The sequence below is a fragment of the Paenibacillus sp. YN15 genome, assembly GCF_003285005.1.
Taxonomy (GTDB): Bacteria; Bacillota; Bacilli; order Paenibacillales; family NBRC-103111; genus Paenibacillus_AR.
Genome location: NZ_QMFA01000025.1, coordinates 28,613 through 48,205, shown reverse-complemented (window position 1 = coordinate 48,205; position 19,593 = coordinate 28,613). Strand labels below are relative to the sequence as shown.

Sequence of the window (19,593 nt, the reverse complement as noted above, 5' to 3'; positions counted from 1 at the left end):
CCGGAGATTGGCGGTTTTCCGGCAAACGGGTGAAAATGCAGATTCCCAGCCCGGGAAATCAAATTGGCGAAGGAGGCCTCTGTTCGGATTGATCATGTTTATTTTGGCGCAAACAAACCAGGCCAACCGGTTTCATCCGGCCAGCCTGGCTGCCATGCAAAGATTAGTTTTGGAGCATCCGGTAAATCAATGCAGCCGCTTCCGCACGGGTGGTCGGCTCCAGAGGAGCAAACCGGCCCTCATCCCGGCCCGTAAGCAGTCCCCTGGCGGATGCCGCCCGGACATAATCCGCCGCCCATGACGGGATCAGGGAGGCATCGGCAAAAGTAAGCTCCCCGTTGGCAGCGGCATTCAGCTTTAAGGCTCGGCCAACAAGCACGGCCAGCTCGGCCCGTGTGACAGCATCCCCGGGTCTGAATTGCCCTTGGCCGTCTCCTTCCACCCAGCCTGCCGCCGCGGCGGCCGCTACTGCCTGGGCATACCAATCAGCAGCCGACACGTCGCTGAAGCTTGGCGATGCATTGCCCTCATCCGGCAAAAGTGCCCGGGCCAGCAAAGCGACAGCTTCCCCACGGGTCAAAATTCCCCCAGGCGCAAACCTGGACGAATCCACTCCGTCCACAATATGTCTGGCCGCCAGTACCTGAACCGCTCTGGCCGCCCAATGGTCCGCGGGCAAATCGGCAAACTCCTTCTTGTACTCCAAAATTCCGTATGGGCCAAAGTGGGAAATTTCAGCGGCGACGGTCCGGTCTTTTTCGTTCACCTTGCCACTTATATAATCCCAGGTTTTCTTTGTCCCATTGTAGCCGTACAAGCCAAGAAGCTCGCTGTCCACAGCGGCATTGTCATAAGGCAGCGTCAGTACGGCCTTGCCGGACAAGTCCGCCAGCGCAGACAGTTTGCCGTCGGGCTGCTCCAGCGCCAGGCCCACATCGAGAATTGGGCCTGCCGGCTTGTAGCCGCTGCCGCTTGCTCCTGCGCCGTCTTCCGCAGGCGCCATGCTTATGCGCAGAACAGCACCGGTGGCGGACTGGGCCTGGGAGCGGATTTGCTCCAGCAGCCTTTGATCCAGTTGGAGGCTGGTCCCTCCAAACTCCACAATCAGGGGCAGCTTGGCCGCCTCCGCCTCTGTCAGGGATACCCGGATGTGCTGCCGGTCCTGAGGCAATTGAACTCTGGCCGCTCCGTCGCGGATTTGCACAGGCGCAATTGCGTCCTGGGACGGGGAGGCTGTTCCCGAACCGGAGCCAGGGGAGGAACCGGGAGAAGAATCCGGACTCGTGCCGGGATCAGGGTTCGTGCCCGGGTCCGGGTTTGTGCCTGGATCTGGATTCGTTCCCGGGTCCGGATTCGTGCCCGGGTCCGGGTTTGTTCCCGGATCGGGAGCGCCAGCCGCAGCATGGACGCGGATTTCGGTGATGCTGTTCCATAGATTGAGGCTGTTTCCATAGCCCAGATACTGCACATACTTGGCTTCCGCCTCTTCAAAAGGGAAGCTCTCGTAAATGCCCGGCTCCTGGGTTGTGCTGGTGACCCGGCTCAGCACCTTGGTGAAGTTCTCTCCGTCCGGAGACACCAGGATATCGAAGGTGGAGGTCCGCTGATGGCCGTTGTAGAACATAATGCTGACTTTGTTGATGCGGGTGGGCTCCTTCAGCTCCAATGTCAGCGTGTGCTGCACGTCCGCATTGGGATTCTGCGCCGACCAGCGGGTATCCGGATCGCCGTCCAGGGTATTGGCCGGCACATTGCCGTCATCGGCGCTGGCCGTAACTCCCTTGATCTCCGCCAGCGGACCGGTCAAAGGCCCGTTGATCTCCTGCAGCGTAATCACCACGGAATGGGACAGGGTGACCCCATACAGTGTGATGGTTCCCGTAACCGTAACTTCCCCGGCTTGTTTGGCGAGAAGAACACCATCGGCAATCTCCGCCAGCTGAGGCTTGTCCACCGTATATTCAATGGGGCAATCGTCGCCGCCGGCAATGATCATTTCCCCGTTGGTCAGTTGGACAATCCCCTTCAGCTTGCCGGATTTGCCTACACTGATTTTATTGCCGGACTGGAACCATCCGGGCCCGTTCTTGTCGGGGGAAATCTCCAGGGATTCCGGCTCCAGCTTCGTGGGGCTTACCGCAAACTGCACCGTATACACCTTGGTTTCACCTTGCCGGGTGACACTTATTCGGCCTTCTCCCGTAGGGGAAGCAGGCTGCGTCACTGTAACGGCGGCATCCGGCTGGGCGGCGGCCGCCTGCAGCACGGGGGTTGCGGTGGTTCCATAAGGCAGCGTATGCCGGTAAGCCGTGCGCAGCGGCTGCATACCGTCAACCGGCGAGCCGTTTACCAATACCGATTTCAAGGCCAGCCCGCTGCTCTGCATTCTCCGGTTCAACTGGTCCAGATACAGGCTGCCGGGAGCAAGCAGCTCTCCTTGGCCGATGCCTTCCGCCATATCGTAGGGTTTGGTCCTGGCGGCGGCAATGTTGGAGGGAGGATCAATCTTTACGTTCACATTGCTGACTGCGCCCGAGGTGCCGATAATATACCCGTTGCCGTATTGCTCCGACTCGATAATAATGCCGCTTGCCGACTGGGGAGCAATGCCGTAGGTATTCCAAAAGACGCTTTCGCTGGTAACCACCCCATGCCAGTTGGCGCTGTTGGAGCCGTAAGGACGGGTTTTGGCGGAGATCAGGTCCCGGTCCAGGGTATGGCCGTCAATCAGGTTGGCCATGCTCAGATACATATGGAAATCTGTTGCGTAGTAGCCATTTTCACCGCTGCTGTTCAACAGCACATTGCCGTTGCCCGTATGGTTGGCGTAGGTGTAATTGTGGTGCCCGTTAATGGCCCGGCTGTCCACAATCAAATCGTCATTGCCGATGAACTGGTACAGATAACCATTGCCGTTGGCTCCCCGATATTGGGGATTGGCCATGACCACCTGCTCCACAGTGACATTCTTGGTGCGGTCGAGAATAATGCCCTTGGACAGAATATGGACCGGCGAACCGGGGTCCGTCTGATAGGTCTTGATCCGGCGCACCCAGCTATTGGCCACAGATACCAGATTCACCGCCTTGGCATTGTCCACCTCGAAGCCGGCGTATTGGGGGTTCTGGTAATCATTTTCACCCAGCCCTCCTGTAGAGGGTTTGGAATTGGGTTTATTGCCGATGGAAAAATCCTCGATCCCGATCTCCTGCACCGGCGGCTTCAGCCGCTTGACGGAAACGCTGTCCCGGATTTTCAGGGGATAACGGGTGGGGATGTCGATGGTTAAGGTTTTGCCCACCGGATCGACGGCAGTAATCTGGCGGTAGAATACGGGGTACGCCGCATCCAGACGGGAAGCCCAGGCTCCGGTCATTCCCAATTCCTCCAGGAACCCGGCTGTTGCCTTAAAGTCGATTACCACATAATCCCCTGCCGCGAAGCCGGCCACATCCTTCACCGGGAGCAGCACAGTGGGCTCCTTCAGATCATTGCGCACCTCTGTTGCCGCCCCTTCCGGCACCCAGGCTCCATTGCCTACGGAGATGATATCCTTAAAGCGCATCAGCTCCGTTTCATTGTACAGGAAGGTTTGCTCCGCTCCTGCCCCCTTCAAAACCACATTGCTGTAGCGGAGGGACAGGGCGTACGGGTTGACCCCGTCGGCATTGACCCGGTAGGTGCCCGGGGGCATATAGACCACGCCGCCTCCCGCTGCCCCCGCATCATCCAACGCCTGCTGAATGGCGGAGGTGGAGTCGGCAGCGCCTGCAGGATCGGCGGAATAGGGCGGCAGAGTCACATCCAGATATTGTCCGGGCGCAAGCTCAATATCCGGCAGAGGCTCCTCTCCCCGGTGGTAGCCGGCATAGGAGAAATCATGCAGGAACCGGCCTTTGGCATCGGCATATCCGGGATACCAATCCTCCGGATAGAGACGGCTGCGGCCGTTTTGGTCCAGGGACATATCCTCCGGCTGCTCAGGCGCCGCCGCTTTGTCCAATACCTTGATGGTGGGAGGCCGCTGCCCGGAAACGGTGGTATCCTTGCCGCGGTGGAAGAAGGTGCCGCCGGACATGCCCAGCGCCAGAGTCATAGCCTCCGCTCCGGCCTGCTTCCGCTCCTTGGCATAAGCTGTCACATCGAACTCGTGATAGGTATTGGCATGTTGGACAATAGTGGAAGCAAGAGGCGGCGTATCGATCAGCGGCCGGTTGTTCCAGGTGATCTCCGTTTCCTGCCAGCCGGTATAGACACTGCCGTAGACCGTGGCCGTATTGGCCGGAGCATCGGTGGTGGTGGCAGGCTTGCTGGTATCCCGTCCCCATACATAGAACAGCACCTGGCCCATGTCCTCCGGCTCCGGCAGACTGCGCAGGTCGAATTTAAAATAGCTCCAGTATTCCTGCGGCCCCTTCTGGGCGCGGAGGGCATCCTGGATGGGGACCTGGGTTCCGGTCAAGGAATCATAGTGGTAATTCTCGTCCCCCGCTCCGGGAGGAGCAGTCGGGGAGGGCTGGCGGACCTCCGCATCATGAAGCGGCTTCAACCCGGTGTCATATTGAAACGCAGCTACCGGCGTATATGGCGATGCCGGACGAAGTGCGCACCCTTCCCCGTGGTAGACCAGCACCGGAACCTGATCCGGGCGGTCAGCCGTCTCATGTCCGGCAAATTGCAGGCGGACAGGCTCCTCCGCTACCAGCGCCAGCTCCATCTGCGCTTGGCCCTGCTTCTGGGCCTTTCGGATTGCTGCCGATACGTTCCAGCTAAGCTGCGGCTGGCCTGAATGCGCCTCGATGGTGTCGAAGGAATCGGTCAGCAGCTTGAACCGGCTTTCCCAGGTGGCTGTTGTTTCCTCCCAAGGGGTAAGCCTCCAGTTGGGCCCGCTCCCCGTACCCGGAAGCTGGAAGGGGTGAAGCCCGTATACGCTGACCCTTCCCTCTCCGGCAGCAGAAGCGGACAGCTCCAGAGTGACTCCCGCATCTCCGGTGAGGGCAGGCAAGGCCGAAATATCATAACGCAGATAGGAATACGCCGCTTGTCCACCCGCTTCGAGGCCCGTGCGCATGATGTCCGCATCCCCTCCGTCTGCGGGAGACTTGTGGTAGCTTGCTCCCCCGGAGGCAACAAGCGAAGCATGAAGAGGATAACCGGTGGCGTATACGCTGACATCCTGCAAAGGGCGAAGGGCGGTCCCTCCCTCTCCCCCGGTATCCGCTGCGGCAACATATGCCGGCAGGGTGATGGAACTGAGCATCAAACTTCCGGCAAGCACAAGATTCATCCCTTTTTTCCGCAATCGCTGCATGGTAAGCTCCTTTCCCCAGCATCATAATCAGTTTTGGATAGAACGCCTTCATATCTCCCGCCCAGGAAATATTCTCCTCCTTTCCGCTGGGCACAGGGGTTATTATGAAGGCATCCGCCGGGGAAAAACATGCTGAGAATCGATAATGGAATTGGCAATTTATGCTGCGGATCAGGAAGCGAGCCCGTTCCGCAGCCCGGAAAACCGCCGCTACGGCGAGTTGTAGCGCTCCAGCGCCTCCTTCTGAATTTCCAGCGCCCGGTCGATCCGCAAGGAGCGGATTTTGCCCAGATAGCTGTCATAGGCCTCCAGAGGCTCAATGCCCAGAATCATCTTCAGGGACATCTCATCCACCAGCACCCCCACATCCTGCATAATAACGGACAGCTCCGCATTCTCCCGCTCCGTTTTGGGCGTAGGCGGCAGCAGATGCCGGTCCGCATCCGTATCCGCCCAGATCCTTGCCGCCTCCTGCTGCTGGGGCAGGCTGTAATATTGCTCCGCATACCGCTCATCCTGGACAAAAGGTCCAAAGTAGCTGGCCCGGGAATACATGGCCAAAGCCTGGGAGGGAGCCAGCTTATCCGGATTTTTCAGAATCAGGTCCGTATACTGGGGGTAATCCCCCTTCATGGTGTAGCTGACCCCTTCTATGCCGAAATTGAAGAACAGATGCCCTTCCGGACCATAGCCGTAGTCCAGCATGCGGACGGCCTTCACCACCTGGTCGCTTCTGGCGGAGACGGCCACTCCTCCCAAGCCGGTGTAATAGCTCCGCTGTCCATAGAAGGGGCGCTCTCCCTTCTTCAGAACCGGATAGGGAGCGCCCGCCAATTGGGCCCGGGCATCCGCCGCCGCAAGCAGGGGCTGCCAGGTGCCGATGCCCGCTCCGGCATTCCAGATGGTGGCGCCGCTGCGCCCCGACAGAATGCTGGCATCCAGAGAGCGGGTATCCACCGCGGCGATATTCCGGTCGATCAGCCCCTCCTTGTACCACTGGCGGAAGGTAGCCAGAAACGCCTTATAGCCGGGCTCCAGCGGTCCGTACTTCACCTGGCCGTCCTCAAGATAGAAGCCCTTGATAACCCCGTACGCTCCTACAAACGCCCCGTTTTCCATGGCTTGCAGGGCAGTGGGCACCCCGAGAAAGCTCAGGGGGGCTTCGGCGCCCTTCTTCTCCTTAAAGGCCTTGAGCACCGTATACCATTCATCCATGGTGGAGGGCACGGCAAGGCCCAGGTCATCCAGCCAGTCCTTGCGGATAATCGGGCCCTGATAGGTTCTCAGCTTGTCGCTGTCCCGGATAAAGGGGAAGGCATAATAGCTGCCCTCCGCTGTTTTGACCTGCTTGTCCACATCCGGATGCTCCTGCAAGTACCGCTTGAGATTGGGGGCATAACGGTCGATAACATCGTTCAGCTTGCGGATATATCCGTCGTTGATGGCCTTCTGCGGCCCGCCGGGGAAACGCTCCCACTCATATTCGATCAGATCAGGCAGCTCCCCGGAGGCCAGCAGCACATTCAGCGCTTCCTTGGCCCGGTTGGCGGGGGGCTGGATGAATTGCAGACGGACCCCGGTCCTGTTCTGCCACTCCTGAAAAAACGGCACCTCCATAAACGTCGGCCTGACGCTTCCGGCATTGCCGTTGAGCTCCGCCCAGTAGGTCAGCTCCCGCTCCGGACGCAGCGGATATGATGCCTCTGAGCCCGGCTCCTCCCCAAGCGGCGGAACAGGGGCCTGAGCCTTTTCCCCGCCGAAGCAGCCTGCCAAAGCCAAAATGACGGATACCGGAATGAGAAAGCGAATCCTCGCCTGATGCTTCATGCGTTTCGTCCTCCCTTGGTGTCTACATCATGCCTCTCTCGTTCAGTTCTCTGTATTTGCCCGGAGTGATGCCTTCATATTTTTTGAACACGCGGATAAACGATGCGGCATCCAGATACCCCACCCGCCGGGCAATGTCCGCAACCGCATCCTGCTCGCCGGTAATCATGGCCTTGGCGGCCTCAATGCGCACGCTGTGAATAAAATCCAGCAGCCCCTCCCCTGTCTGCTCCTTAAACAGCTTGGACAAGTAACTCCCTTTGAGCCCGAAATTTTCGCCGATGGCGTTCACATTCAGATTGGGATCGGAATAACAGTTCCGGATATGCCCGGACACATTGCCCACCAGCTCCTGCAGCATTTCCTGGCGCTCCCGGGACTGATGGGCCTCCTTCTTGGCCGCCGCATACCGGCAGACCTCCTCCAGCAGTGTCAAAAGCTCCCGGCGCATTTCGGAGACGGTATCGCAGGCCGTAAGATTTTCCATCCAGAGGGGATTATCCGCCAGCATCCCGCCGTCCTTGTCCCCGATCTCGTGAATGGCCTTCACCATGGTTCCCGCCAGATCAAAGATCAGGCAGCGGGCCAGGGTGACGGACACATGGGGGCGGTTCAGGCTCCGCTCCAGCGTTTCGTTCATCAGCTCAGCCGCCTGCCGGGCCTGGCCCAGCTTGATGGTATGGATCAGCTGCTGCTCCGCCTGCAGCGGATAATAATAGCCGCTCTCCGGAGCGCTGCCGGGCTCCCGTTTGATATCCCCGTACACAATGATCTCCTGCTTGCCCAGCACCATCTTGTATTCCATGGCATCCAGCGCTTCCTGGTAGGCTTCGGCGATTCCGCTTAAGGAGGCGTGGGCCCCGCCGATGGAAACCGTCAGATCCATCTGGAAGCGCCGCAGGAATTGCTGGGCCTCCGCCGCAATCTGCCGCAGCCCGTCCTTCCAAGCGCCGCCGCCCTGCTTGTCCAGATTGACCAGGCACACCATCATATCGTCCACCTCGGACATATAGCCTGCATGGCCATGCTGTCCCACCAACTCCTCCACCACATTGGTGATGATGAATTGGATCAGGCGGCGCCGTTCGGTCTCATTGACTCCCGGCAGCTTGGAGGAGAGGCTTTCGCTGTTTTCGATGACAAACAGCATCACTGCAAATTCGTCGGAGACCAGCCTGATCTGGAAGGTTTTGAAGGCCTCTTCATAAGGCACCAGAATATCCGGCTTGCCCTTCAGGAGCCGGGTGAGCATATTGGTGCGCAGGATATGATGGTGGGCCTGCATCTCCACGGCCAGCTTTTCCTTCTCGTTGCGGGCATTCCAGATGGCCTGCTGGATGAAGTGCAGCTCGTTGCCCTCCCGCTCTCCGCCTCCCGCCCCCTTCTCCGTCAGGGAGCGGACCATGGCCTGAATGGGCGAGTAGTTCCGCCGCAGAAAAAACCAGGTAAGCAGCACGCCGCCGATGGCGCTGATGCTGATGCTGATATAGGTAAAACGGCGGGCATATTCCGCTTTTTTCCAGTACAGATTGCTGGGGATAATCAGGGCATATTTCAAATCGGACACTGCCGACCGGATGAACATCAGCTCCAAATCCCCGTGCCGGGTAGGCTCAAGAAGCTCGTCCTTGTCCTTCAGCAGCTTCAGGATATCGTCCTCATCGGCGGACAAGGGCAGGTTGGACAGCAGCACCCGGTTATCCTGGTCCAGCACCAGCACCTGGCCGCCGCTGAAGCCGGAAATCCCCTCGATGGCCTGCTGGAAGCGGCTTGCATCCGCCATCACCACTACGGTGCCCGCCTCCCGGCCGCTTAAGTCCTTGGCCAGATGGGTCATATAGGCGATGGTATTGCGGGTGTTGGACGAATCGGTCCGGGGCAGCAGCAAAAACCGGTTGCCGGGGGTGTAACGGAGAAGCTCCTTCCACCCCTCATAGGTCAACGGGCCGCCTTCGTGGATGGTTTGGAAAGCCGTCTTCATATCCCGGATATTCCCGGGACGGATCACTGCCTCCTCCCTGGACCAGGTGACGTAGAACTCGTCCACCGACGCATAGGAGGTTTGGTACAGCTGCATTTCCTTGGATAAGAGATAGGCGGTATACTGGGCGTCATTGGAATAGCTGCTGGAATACATCAGGGTCTGCAGCCGGGAATTCCAGGTAATCTCCATATTCAGGCGCTTCATCAGATCGATCTGGTTGTCCACCGTGTACCGGACCTGCTTGAGCAGATAGTCATTGGCCCGGTGGATTTCACTTTTGAGGGTATCCCCGGATTGCCGGTAAATGATGAGGCTTACAATAATGGGGATGAACAGCACGGTGCTGTAGGATACCAGCCAGGTGACGATAATGCTTTTCCGTTTTTGCCAGAGGTGCCGGATATTCATTGCATTCTCCTCACAACGCCAGAGTATAAGGAAAGCGGTTAACTGGTTCCATTATACTTCCCCTGTCCCTGCAAGGGATATTGAAATTGGCAAAATCGATTGGCAAAAGCTCCAATCCGCTCCGATTGTACGGCAAAAAGCCCGAATGGCATCCCATTCAGGCTCCTGCGCTGCTGCACCGGCTGTCCCCTATCCTTTGAGCGAACCGACCATAACGCCTTTGACAAAATACCGCTGAACGAAGGGATAGATGCAGAGCACCGGCAGGGTAGCCACCACAATCGTCGCGTACTTGATGGTTTCTCCGATCTGATGCCGCTCCCCGGCGCTTGCCCCGATGGACATGCTGTCCGTGGAGTTGGAGATGAGAATTTCCCGGAGCACCAGCTGAAGCGGGAACAGCTCCCGGCTTTTGATGAAAACTGAAGCATAGAACCAGCCGTTCCACTTGTCTACGGCATAGTAGAGGATCATCACGGCAATGACAGGCATGGACAGGGGCAGAACGATCCGGAACAGAATGGTGAAATGGTTGGCCCCGTCGATCTTCGCCGACTCCTCCAGCCCCTCGGGAATGCCCATGAAGGAGGTCCGCATAATAATCAGGTTGAAGGTGCTCATGGCGAAGGGAATAATCGTGGCCCAGAGGGAATCCAGAAGCCCCACATTCTTGACGATCAGATAAAGGGGAATCAGCCCGCCGTGGAAGAACATGGTGAATACGATCATGAACATGAAAACCTTGTTCCACATGACATTTTTGCGGGAGAGCACATAAGCGCCCAGCGCGGTCATGAACAGATTGAGGGTCACCCCGGCCACTACAATAAACAGAGTATTCTTGTAGCCGGCCACAATGCCCGGATTTTTCATAACGCTGCGGTAGGCCTCCATGCTGAAGCCCAGGGGCTTCCACAGGATTCCCTTGTAGGCGATAAGCTCCCCGGCATTGCTGACAGAGGCGAACAGCACGTACAGCAAGGGGTAAAGCGTCACAATTACAAGCCCAATCAAGATGGCATAGATGGCGATATCAAATAATTTTTCCAGAAAACCCGATTCCTGTTTCATGGCTTTGTCCTCCTCACCATAAGCTGCTCTCATTCAATCTGCGGCTGACGTAGTTGGCTGTTATCAGCAGAATCAGATTGATGACCGAATTGAACAGGCCCACCGCCGAGCTGTAGCTCCAGCCGAATTCCAGCAAGCCCTTGCGGTACACGAAGGAGGAAATCACATCCGAGGTTACGTAGGTAATGGGATTGTACAGCAGGATGATTTTCTCGAAGCCTACGTTCAGCAGATTGCCCATCCGCAGAATCATCATGATGGCGATGGTGGGCATAATGCCCGGCAGGGTGATATGGAATATCTGCTTGAACCGGCTGGCTCCGTCCATGCGGGCCGCTTCATACTGCTCCTGGTCGATGCCCATAAGAGCGGCGATATAGATGATGGACTCCCACCCGATCCGCTGCCAAATCTCGGAGAGAATGTAGATCGGCCGGAACAGCTCGGGCTTCTGCAGCATGGCCTGGCCGTCGTAGCCCATCCAGACGAAGATGCGGTTGATGATCCCGTCGGCGTTGGTAAAGTCGGTAATGATGCCGCAGATGACCACCAGCGAGATGAAATACGGCATGTAGGTGATGGTCTGGGCTACCCGCTTGAAGGCTTTGTGACGAACCTCGTTGATGAGCAAGGCCAGAATAATCGGGGCGGGAAATTCAAAAATCAGCGTATAGAAACTGATGGTAATGGTGTTCAGGAGAATCCGGCGAAAATAGTAGCTGCCGAAAAAGTCGGCAAAATGCCGAAAGCCCACCCAATCGCTTCCCATAATGCCCTTCATGGGCGAATAGTCCTTAAAGGCGATAAGCGCCCCGTACATGGGGGCATAGTGGAAAACCAGATAATAGATGACCACGGGGATCATCATGATGTACAGATATTTATTCATTGCGAAATCGCGGACCAGCCGGGCCGCCGTTTTTTGCGAACGGGCAACGGGCTTGCTTCTGTCCAGCTCCGCAGTATGGGTCATAGCCTCTCTTCACTCCTTCTTTCCCTTGAAGAAGGAAGGCGTTGTCGCCTTCCTTCCTGTACGGTACGATGAAACTCCGTCAGACAAACTCCTAGCGATTGTTGTAGCGGTCGTAAGCGGCCTGCTGGATGGCGATGGCGCGGTCCAGCTTCAGGGACTTCATTTTGTCCACATACTTGCTGTATTCCTCCAGAGGAGCGGAGCCCAGAACGATCTTCAGCGTCATTTCATCCACCAGAGTGTCAATGTCGTTCATGATAGTGGCATATTCGGTGCTTTCCTCGGGAGTGGGCGTCAATGCGGGAAGATTATGCTTGTCTCCGTTGGTCTTCTGCCACACCTCCACGGCATCCCGCTGGGTTTGCAGGGCGAAGAATTGCTCGGCATACCGTTTGTCCTGAATGAACGGGCCGTTGTAGCTGCCGCGGGCATAGATGGAGATGGCCTGGGCGGGAGCCAGCTTGTCGGGATTCTTCATCAGAAGATCGGTATATTTGGGGTAGCCGTTCTCCATGTTGTAGCTGACGCCCTCCGTGCCAAAATTAAAGAACAGTCGGCCTTCCTCGCTGTAGCCGTAGTCCAGGAGCTTGGTGGCCAGCACCGGGTCCTTGGCCGCCGTGGTAATGGCAACCGTGCCTTCCGAGGAGAAGGCCTTTTGCTTCTGGCCAAATTCGGGGTAGTCCCCCTTCTTCAGCACCGGATACGGCGCGGCAACCAGCTTGGCCTTGGGGTCCTTGGCCTCAATCAGCGGCTGCCACTTGCCGATGCCGCCTCCGGCATTGCCTACGGTTGCCCCCGCAGCTCCGGACGCCATGTTGCTGTCCAGGGCCTTGGAGTCGGCGGTGGCGGCGTTTTTGTCGATCAGGCCATCCTTGTACCACTGGTGCATCAGCGCCAGATAATCCTTGTAGCCGGGCTCAGCCGGGCCATACTTGATCTTGCCGTCATTGCCCAGGTAATAGCCGCGCAGGATTCCGAAGGCGCCCACAAAAGAGCCGCTGCCGGAATCATTGAAGAAGCGGGGTTTGCTGTTGAAGCTGAGGGGTGCGGCGGCGCCCTTTTTCTCCTTGAAGGCGGTGAGAGTCGTGGTCCATTCGTCAATGGTGGTGGGCACCGGCAGCCCCAGATCATCCAGCCAGTCCTGGCGGATAATGGGCCCTTGGAACACCCGCAGATACTCGTCCCCCCGGATAAACGGGAAGCAATAGTAGCTGCCGTTGTCGGTTTTGACCATCTTGTCGATTTCCGGGTTCTCCTTCAGGAATTTCTTCAGATTGGGAGCGTGTTTGTCAATCAGATCATTCAGCTTGACGATGTAGCCGTCCTTGATGGCTTTCTCCGGACCGCCGGGGAAGCTCAGGAAGTTGTACTCCAGCATGTCGGGCAAGTCGCCGGAAGCCAAGAGCATATTGAAGGCTTCCTTGGTCTGTCCGGCAGGCGGAGCGATGAACTTCAGGGGCACGCCGGTTTTTTTCTGCCATTCCTGGAAGAACGGCACTTCGCTGTGGGAAGCTTTGACCCCCGTGATATTGCCGGTCAGTTCCCCCCAGTAGGTCAAGGTCTTATCCGTTTTCAGAGGATAGACATTGGCGGCGGCTTCGGCGCCTGTGCCAGCTGTTGCGCCGGAGCTTGCGGCGGGACTGGCGGCAGTATCCTTGCCGGCCTGCTCATCGGCTGCACATGCGGCCAGGGGGCCGGCAGCCATCAGAACAGTTAGTGTGGTAGCGATCCATTTCTTCATTTCTGCGGACCTCCGTAAATGGAATTGGGAGAAGCATCTCTCCCCTCCAACACTACGGGATGGCCGGCCGGCGGAATATGGGCAGAATCGGAAATCCGGTGGTGAAAATCGGCGGCAGAATTAGCAGATTGCAAAATCGAGTTGGCAATTTCGGGGAGAAGCGGCGGAGGCGGAATAAATTCCTGCAAAATAGGAGCTGTCCCAAAAGTACGCCAAGGTGAATAGAACCGGGAGGTAAAGGGTTTTCTGCAGGAAAACCCGCTTCGGAAGCATACGTCTGGGGGCAAGCCGAATCTGGCTAACGAATCTATACCACGCTATTTCGCGAAAAGGGGCATGATAAAAAATCTAACGAATCTATATCACGTTATTCGCCTGTTTGAACGCAGCTCGGCGCACATTCGGACAAATAGCGTTCCTACGATTCGTTAGATTTCAAACAGGCTCACCTATAGTCAAATAGCGATACCTAGATTCATTAGCGTTTCTCCCATTTGATTTTTCGGGCAGCCTCATTCATCATATAGTTCAGGAATTCAGACTTATCTTCAATAGAGGAAGAAGCAGAACCGGAATTCGAGCATCCCTTGTCTTCCCAGGCTCCAGCACCAATTGCTTGTATAAAAAAATGGTTTGTTAAGGCTGCGCCCTACGGCGCCGGGCTGGCCCAAATCTCCAGCTCGAACACCCTTGCCCGGTTATCCGTCTTGCTGTTGCCTTTGGTTATATACAGCCTGATCCGGTCAGTGGCAACAGCCGGGAATGTCAAATCATTGTACTGGCCCGCGCAGCCGTCCTTCCAATTATTCACCACAGCCGCAGCCGTTTGCCATTCCGCTCCATCCCAGTATTCAACTGTGAAGTCCGACAGCTGCCAGCCGGATTGCTTCTCCTGGCCGCTCCAGCTTGGCCATATAATCATTCCGAAAGGCCGCTTCATCCAAGCGAACAGGCCCGTACACAGGCTGATTCGCCCGGATAGCCGCCTCCCGCCGCTTGTTCTCCTTCTCCATCTCCTCCCGGAGGAATTCTCCCGAAGCATCCGGGATCAGCCCATGCCGCCAAGCCAGCTCCAATTCTGTCCTGACCTGCACCACTTCCCGGAGCGCCCGCCGCTTCAGCGTCTCTTCCGGCTTCTCCCCGCCGTAACCTGCCTCCCAGAAGCCGGCCCCATATTCCGCGCCGTAGGTACGGTGGTAATAATCAATAACGCCGGCCCGCTCCTGCTCCAGAGCGCCCCTGAATTCCCCGGCGGATACCGGGCTGCCGTTCACCTCCGCCACTGCAGCCATGCCGCCGGTTCCCGCCGCCGCATATGCCCACCCGATCATCCCGGCAGCAACGGGAACCAAGAACAGTCCCCAAAATCTTCTGTGCCTCCGCTTCATATCTTTCCTCCTCCCGGGCGGCAATCACATGCATGGAAGTGCTCAAAAAATAAAATTCAGAATCTTCCTCCGGTTCTCCAGTTGAAGGATAATACGCCCGCTGCCATATTCCCCGTAGGCGCTGTGGTTGTGAATCAATGGGAAATCCCCGTCAAGCGCAGGATTTCCGTCCACGGTGCAAACCCTGTCCCATCCCAGCTCCATCCGCCCCACGGACGGCGATACATAGAGAATATTCTCTGCCAATTCCTCCAGACAGGCCTGTGAAACCGCCTGGACAAAGGCTTGGAAGCTCCCGTATTCCCTTCGGCTTCCGGCTTCAAGAAGCCAGATATTCGATTTGCTCAGACATAGCAGCTCCTTGTTCTTGTACCTCCCGGTCATGGTCCTGCTCCAAGGCTTCAGGGAGTACACGGCAATATAGGCCTCATGCTTGCGTCCAAACAGCCACTTGCCTGCGGCTGAGACCTCATCCATCCCGTCCGCCGGAAAATAGCAGTGGGTGCAGCCTGCCGCTTCATCCACCCGGTAAATATAAGCCAGCACATTGCGGACCGCCACCGTTTTCGGCATCCGGTATTGGCCGCCCCAATAGGAAGGACGGGTGGTTTCCGATTTGTTGTCGAAGCAGGTGACGAATACCGGAAGATTGCCGTCCAGCAGCACCTGGCCCGCTTGTACCTGATGGCCGAACCGGCCCTGATGGGATTCCACCAGACCGGACACCATATAGTCCTTCGTCCGGAAGGTGGAGCAGTTCACGCCGCCCATACCCTCATGGGGAAACAGTCCCATTCGGGTCCTCGTCTCCCATTCGTCCGTGGAGAGGGCGATCTGCTCCAGAACAGGATCGGGCCGATAGCTGCTGTCCATCAGCAGGACAGCGCCCATGGACAGCCGATTCTCCCGGATGAGCCGGGGAGCTCCCACCAACAGGCGGTTGATGTGGCTCATGGCCTCCAACTCCGGATGAAGGACACTTTCCTCATAGCAGCGGCCATGAGTGGTTCCCATGACCCCCTTGTAGCTGTGTGTTGCAATGAGATAGGCAATCAAGTCTACGAGGCTTTGGGCATGAATCCGCAGGAAGCTGTTTGCCTCGCCCATGTCAACGATGTTGAGAAGGGCCAGCAGATCCTCCTCGTAGTACGTATTGGAATGCCATTCCATAAAGCCGTACATGCCCTTTTCCTTAATCCACCGCTCCGCCATTGCCTTGCCCTTCTGGATATGGAACAGACCGTTCAGATTGCTGTTAGTGAAGATTTCGCAAGGAAACAACAGACCTGCCAGATACTCGGCGCTGAAGAACAGAATTTCGTGATTCTCCGAGCGGGTGAACATCATGGACCTTCCCGGTTCATCCTCCCAGTATTTAAAGCCCAGAATGCACTCCTTGATCTCCTCCGCCAGTTGGACCGGAAGCCTCCCGGTATTGCGGAAGCGCCAGTACAGCCGAAGCAGGCCATGCAAGGCGAAATCGGCGCAGTCATATCTGGCATTGATATACTGAATGGCATCCCTCACCGCATCTTCGTCAACCCCTGCCGAAGAATCCGCCAGCAACCGGACAAGGGCGTGGTAAGCCCCGTTCCTCCCGTCCCGATCCATGGTCCGGGAGGCCGCATAGGCCTGAAGCAGCTCATTTCTGCGCTCCTCATAGCCTCCTGCGGCGGACATCCGGACAAAAGCCGCATAATAAAAGGTGTATCGGACGCCCTCCACCAGCCGTCCGTCTGCGTGAATATAGTCAACGCGGAGGGAATACTCGCCGGGGCCGCCGTCCAATTCGCTGCACAGACACAGCTTCAGCTGCGCAGGTCCGGCAACATGGCTGAACAGCTTCGACCACACGGGCTTATCCTTGAGCAGAACTCCCTTGCTGCTGGGGGTGATGGACAACAGCCACGTTTCCGCCTGTAACAGCTGCTCATCCAGTGCCACCGTCACATAATCACCGCTCTCCAGCACATGATGCATCAGATAGAACTTGGAGATATCCTCCTCAATCCTCTCCCGGACCGCTCCCTCCGCTACAAGCGGCAGCCGGACAGCGCATTCCGCATCCTCCAGGATCAGCATGAACGAATTGGTGCAATGCAAATGGGCGTTGAACAGCAGAACCATGCAGTGATTGATTCCCTCCCGGAGCTCCGCCCGGAACCGGAAGGAGCCCTCCACTCGTCCCGCAGCCTCCCGGCGGAAAACCTCCCGGCCATTCATCAGCACGACCCCGCCGCCGGACAACCAGCATGAAAACACATGCGCCCCGCTTTTGCGGACAGCAATCCGGGTGAAGGCCGCTGTGACGAGAAAGCGGGCAAATGTTCCGTATCTAGCCCAAGTAAGCTTGCTTTCCGAGGGATCAAGGCGCTTCCGGGTCCACCTGCCGGTTTGGCCCATAAGCTTCAGGCTGTCTCCCTCCTCCGGAAGGCAATCCCGGACAGCATCCAGCGCCTCTGCCGCCAAGGGCAAGTAGGGCTCCGCCGGAACATCATAATTGGTCTGATACAGCTCCGACACATCCTTCTCGAAGGGACCGGCATACAGCCATTCCCGGATCGGCAGTCCGGCAGCTATCTTCACTTCAGCCATCCTCCTCCGCTCCTCTCTGCGCATCTCCCTCTTGGCTTGCAGTCCGGGCTCCCCGCTCCGCTCTTGCCTGGTGCAGCCGCTGCGTTTCCACACCGGCCAGCAGCACAATGCCGATGCCGTGGGTATCGTTCAGCCCCCAGGGCAGCTCCTCCTTGTAATAATCGGGACTGAAGGAGTATCGCGATCCGACAGAGACCCCGTATACATTGCCCATATCGTCCACGGCGTCCCGAGCCAGGGCGCGCCATCCCCTTGCCGCCGCATCTAAGAAGGGCTCAGGCCTGGGGAACCACCCAAGACGGAGTCCCCGGGCAAAGGCATACACGAACATGGCCGTGCAGGAGGTCTCTTCATAGGAGGAGGCATCGGTGAGCACCTGATGCCAGCTGCCGCTTTCCCCTTGCACCGCCAATACCCCTTCACTCAGCTCCAGGAAGAAGGACATAAGGGAATCATAGGAAGCATGGGCGGCAGGCAGCACCGTCAAGAGCTCCGCCAGGGAAAACAGCACCCAGCCGTTTCCCCGCCCCCACGCAATTTGAGTAGGGGCGTTGAACCTAAAGTCATAGACATGGCTCATCAGCTTGACCCGGGGCATGAACAGATAGCTGCGGAACAGCAGAAATTGTCTGGCCGCCTCATCCATGCAATCGGAGCGCTCCCGCAGCCTGGCGTAGCGGATCAGGAAGGGCACGCTCATATACAGGTCGTCCGCCCATAGCGTGTTCTCCATAAAATAGCCCGTTTGCCGCCGGTAGAAGACGCCGTTCTCCTTGCGTTCCTGACAGTTCATCATATACGCTGCAATAGCATCCGCCACAAGAAGCCACTCCCTCTCCGGGGCGTCTTCTACCGCCTCCAGCAAGACAGAGCCGCAGGAGCCGCAGTCGTCCAGCATATTCAGCTCCACCAGCTGCTGATTAACGGACGGATAGCCGAACTGCTCCGCACACCACAGCCCGTATTCATAAGCGGCGGCGCATTCCTGCAGATGCTTTCGGACATACGACACAAAATCCGCTCTTCCCGTTAACCGTCCGGCCTGCAGAAGCCCGTACAGCGTAACGCCTACGGGATAATTCCATTTGCCGAACAGCCGGCTTTCCGCATAAGGACGAATCGCGGCGTCCGCAGCTCCGGCGCGCCAGCAGCGCCTCACGGTACCATCGGAATAGAGTCTCCGGATAGAAGGTCCCCCCGCGGCCGCATCCACAGGCGGTTTGTCGAAGCCGCCTGCTGTCAGCCAGACTCCGCCATAGCCCTGAACCGGATGGGGGCATCGCCAGGACAGGGGAGTCTCATCAACCGCCCCAACAGCCTGCAAGCCGATTGCGTCCGCTGCCCCTTCGCCGATTACAACTACCGAATGGTTCCCATAAGGCAGACGGATATGGACCTGAAGCTCAGGTCCGTTCCCCTTGCCTGCGAGACTGCCGTTCACATACAGCATCCACTCTCCCGCTGCGCTTCCGCTGATCCGGACCGGGCGGATTTTCTCCTCCGGCTGGCGAAGCAGGCTCCAGCTTAGGATATACCGGCCGGAGTCGGCATACGGAGTCCGCTGCCGGGGATGCCAAACCAGGGGGTTCGCCGCCTCCAGCCCCTCCATATCCGGGAAAGCTCCCTCATGGCCGAAACGGATATCTGTGGCTTGCGAATACACCCATCCCGCCTGGCCCTCCCGCTCCCCGAATGGGGACAGCACATCCAGCGGGGCCCATTTGCTGCGGGCGGACCCCAGAAGGCAGCCGAAGCCGGAGGGAGTCTTGCGGAAACGGAGGAACAGCATGTTCCAACCGTTGTGGAGCTCCATCTGCACATACCGGACAACCGAAGGACTCACCTCCTCCGCTATCCCCGATTGATAAAGCGGCTTCCCGTTGACCCACAGCAGTGTAGGTCCGCAGCAGCTCACGGAAAGCTCCAGCTTCCGCTCCCCGTCGCTCCAAACCTTTCCGGCTGCATAAGCATATTGGCCGCCGGACGCCTCCGGCAGGCGCTCCGTCAAGCGCAGATCGTATCTGCCGTCCGGCAATTGGCAGATGCCTGTCAAGCTGCATGTCCGGTACACATAAGGCAGCGGCGGGTTCTCTCCAATATACCGGCTGCCGATCAGTTGGAGAATGCTGCCGATATCTCCTTCGCCAAGCCTTGCCTCTGCACTTCTGTGTGAAGAAAAAAGGAAACCCATCCTTCCGCTCCTCCTCTCATGTCCATCTGTCTCTTCATCCGGCAGGCACGGAAGAAAGGAGGCGCGGATTGTTTTCCGTTCCTCCCGTTTCCCCGCCCAATCAC

The 19,593-nt window shown here is 57.8% G+C and carries 10 protein-coding genes; all 10 read right to left on the bottom strand.

Annotated elements, in window-relative coordinates:
• Window positions 1–163 precede the first annotated feature (163 nt).
• The 10 genes from DQG13_RS19010 to DQG13_RS18965 all read right to left on the bottom strand — a co-directional run bounded on the left by DQG13_RS19010 (window position 164) and on the right by DQG13_RS18965 (window position 19,489).
• Window positions 164–5,311 (bottom strand): S-layer homology domain-containing protein, encoded by a 5,148-nt coding sequence (locus tag DQG13_RS19010; protein WP_113021372.1) that lies wholly within the window; start codon window positions 5,309–5,311, stop codon window positions 164–166.
• Between the two features lie 210 nt (window positions 5,312–5,521).
• Window positions 5,522–7,138, bottom strand: a complete 1,617-nt coding sequence (locus tag DQG13_RS19005; RefSeq protein WP_113021371.1) for a type 2 periplasmic-binding domain-containing protein — start codon at window positions 7,136–7,138, stop codon at window positions 5,522–5,524.
• Window positions 7,139–7,160: 22 nt separating this feature from the next.
• Window positions 7,161–9,530: a helix-turn-helix domain-containing protein gene (locus DQG13_RS19000; protein WP_113021370.1), complete on the bottom strand. Its 2,370-nt coding sequence runs from the start codon at window positions 9,528–9,530 to the stop codon at window positions 7,161–7,163.
• A gap of 189 nt (window positions 9,531–9,719) precedes the next feature.
• Window positions 9,720–10,601 carry a carbohydrate ABC transporter permease gene (locus tag DQG13_RS18995; RefSeq protein WP_113021369.1) on the bottom strand — a complete coding sequence of 294 codons (882 nt, stop codon included), beginning with the start codon at window positions 10,599–10,601 and terminating at the stop codon, window positions 9,720–9,722.
• Window positions 10,602–10,614: 13 nt separating this feature from the next.
• Window positions 10,615–11,490 (bottom strand): ABC transporter permease, encoded by an 876-nt coding sequence (locus DQG13_RS18990; RefSeq protein WP_258525762.1) that lies wholly within the window; start codon window positions 11,488–11,490, stop codon window positions 10,615–10,617.
• Between the two features lie 175 nt (window positions 11,491–11,665).
• The gene (locus tag DQG13_RS18985) at window positions 11,666–13,315 is read right to left on the bottom strand and encodes a type 2 periplasmic-binding domain-containing protein (protein ID WP_113021367.1); all 1,650 of its coding nucleotides are present in this window, start codon (window positions 13,313–13,315) and stop codon (window positions 11,666–11,668) included.
• A 649-nt stretch (window positions 13,316–13,964) separates the two neighbouring features.
• The gene (locus DQG13_RS30560) at window positions 13,965–14,237 is read right to left on the bottom strand and encodes a hypothetical protein (RefSeq protein WP_146767171.1); all 273 of its coding nucleotides are present in this window, start codon (window positions 14,235–14,237) and stop codon (window positions 13,965–13,967) included.
• The gene (locus tag DQG13_RS18975; protein ID WP_113021365.1) at window positions 14,167–14,703 is read right to left on the bottom strand and encodes a hypothetical protein; all 537 of its coding nucleotides are present in this window, start codon (window positions 14,701–14,703) and stop codon (window positions 14,167–14,169) included. The genes DQG13_RS30560 and DQG13_RS18975 overlap by 71 nt, the downstream gene beginning before the upstream one ends.
• Window positions 14,704–14,745: 42 nt before the next feature.
• Window positions 14,746–17,298: a hypothetical protein gene (locus tag DQG13_RS18970; protein WP_113021364.1), complete on the bottom strand. Its 2,553-nt coding sequence runs from the start codon at window positions 17,296–17,298 to the stop codon at window positions 14,746–14,748.
• Complete coding sequence (locus tag DQG13_RS18965) at window positions 17,291–19,489, bottom strand: glycoside hydrolase family 88/105 protein (protein ID WP_113021363.1); 2,199 nt, start codon at window positions 19,487–19,489, stop codon at window positions 17,291–17,293. The genes DQG13_RS18970 and DQG13_RS18965 overlap by 8 nt, the downstream gene beginning before the upstream one ends.
• Between the last annotated feature and the right edge of the window lie 104 nt (window positions 19,490–19,593).

Coding starts and splice junctions, on each gene's coding strand:
- DQG13_RS19010 (WP_113021372.1), bottom strand. CDS start 5,311: ATGCAGCGATTGCGGAAAAAAGGGATGAATCTTGTGCTTGCCGGAAGT.
- DQG13_RS19005 (WP_113021371.1), bottom strand. CDS start 7,138: ATGAAGCATCAGGCGAGGATTCGCTTTCTCATTCCGGTATCCGTCATT.
- DQG13_RS19000 (WP_113021370.1), bottom strand. CDS start 9,530: ATGAATATCCGGCACCTCTGGCAAAAACGGAAAAGCATTATCGTCACC.
- DQG13_RS18995 (WP_113021369.1), bottom strand. CDS start 10,601: ATGAAACAGGAATCGGGTTTTCTGGAAAAATTATTTGATATCGCCATC.
- DQG13_RS18990 (WP_258525762.1), bottom strand. CDS start 11,490: ATGAATAAATATCTGTACATCATGATGATCCCCGTGGTCATCTATTAT.
- DQG13_RS18985 (WP_113021367.1), bottom strand. CDS start 13,315: ATGAAGAAATGGATCGCTACCACACTAACTGTTCTGATGGCTGCCGGC.
- DQG13_RS30560 (WP_146767171.1), bottom strand. CDS start 14,237: ATGATTATATGGCCAAGCTGGAGCGGCCAGGAGAAGCAATCCGGCTGG.
- DQG13_RS18975 (WP_113021365.1), bottom strand. CDS start 14,703: ATGAAGCGGAGGCACAGAAGATTTTGGGGACTGTTCTTGGTTCCCGTT.
- DQG13_RS18970 (WP_113021364.1), bottom strand. CDS start 17,298: ATGGCTGAAGTGAAGATAGCTGCCGGACTGCCGATCCGGGAATGGCTG.
- DQG13_RS18965 (WP_113021363.1), bottom strand. CDS start 19,489: ATGGGTTTCCTTTTTTCTTCACACAGAAGTGCAGAGGCAAGGCTTGGC.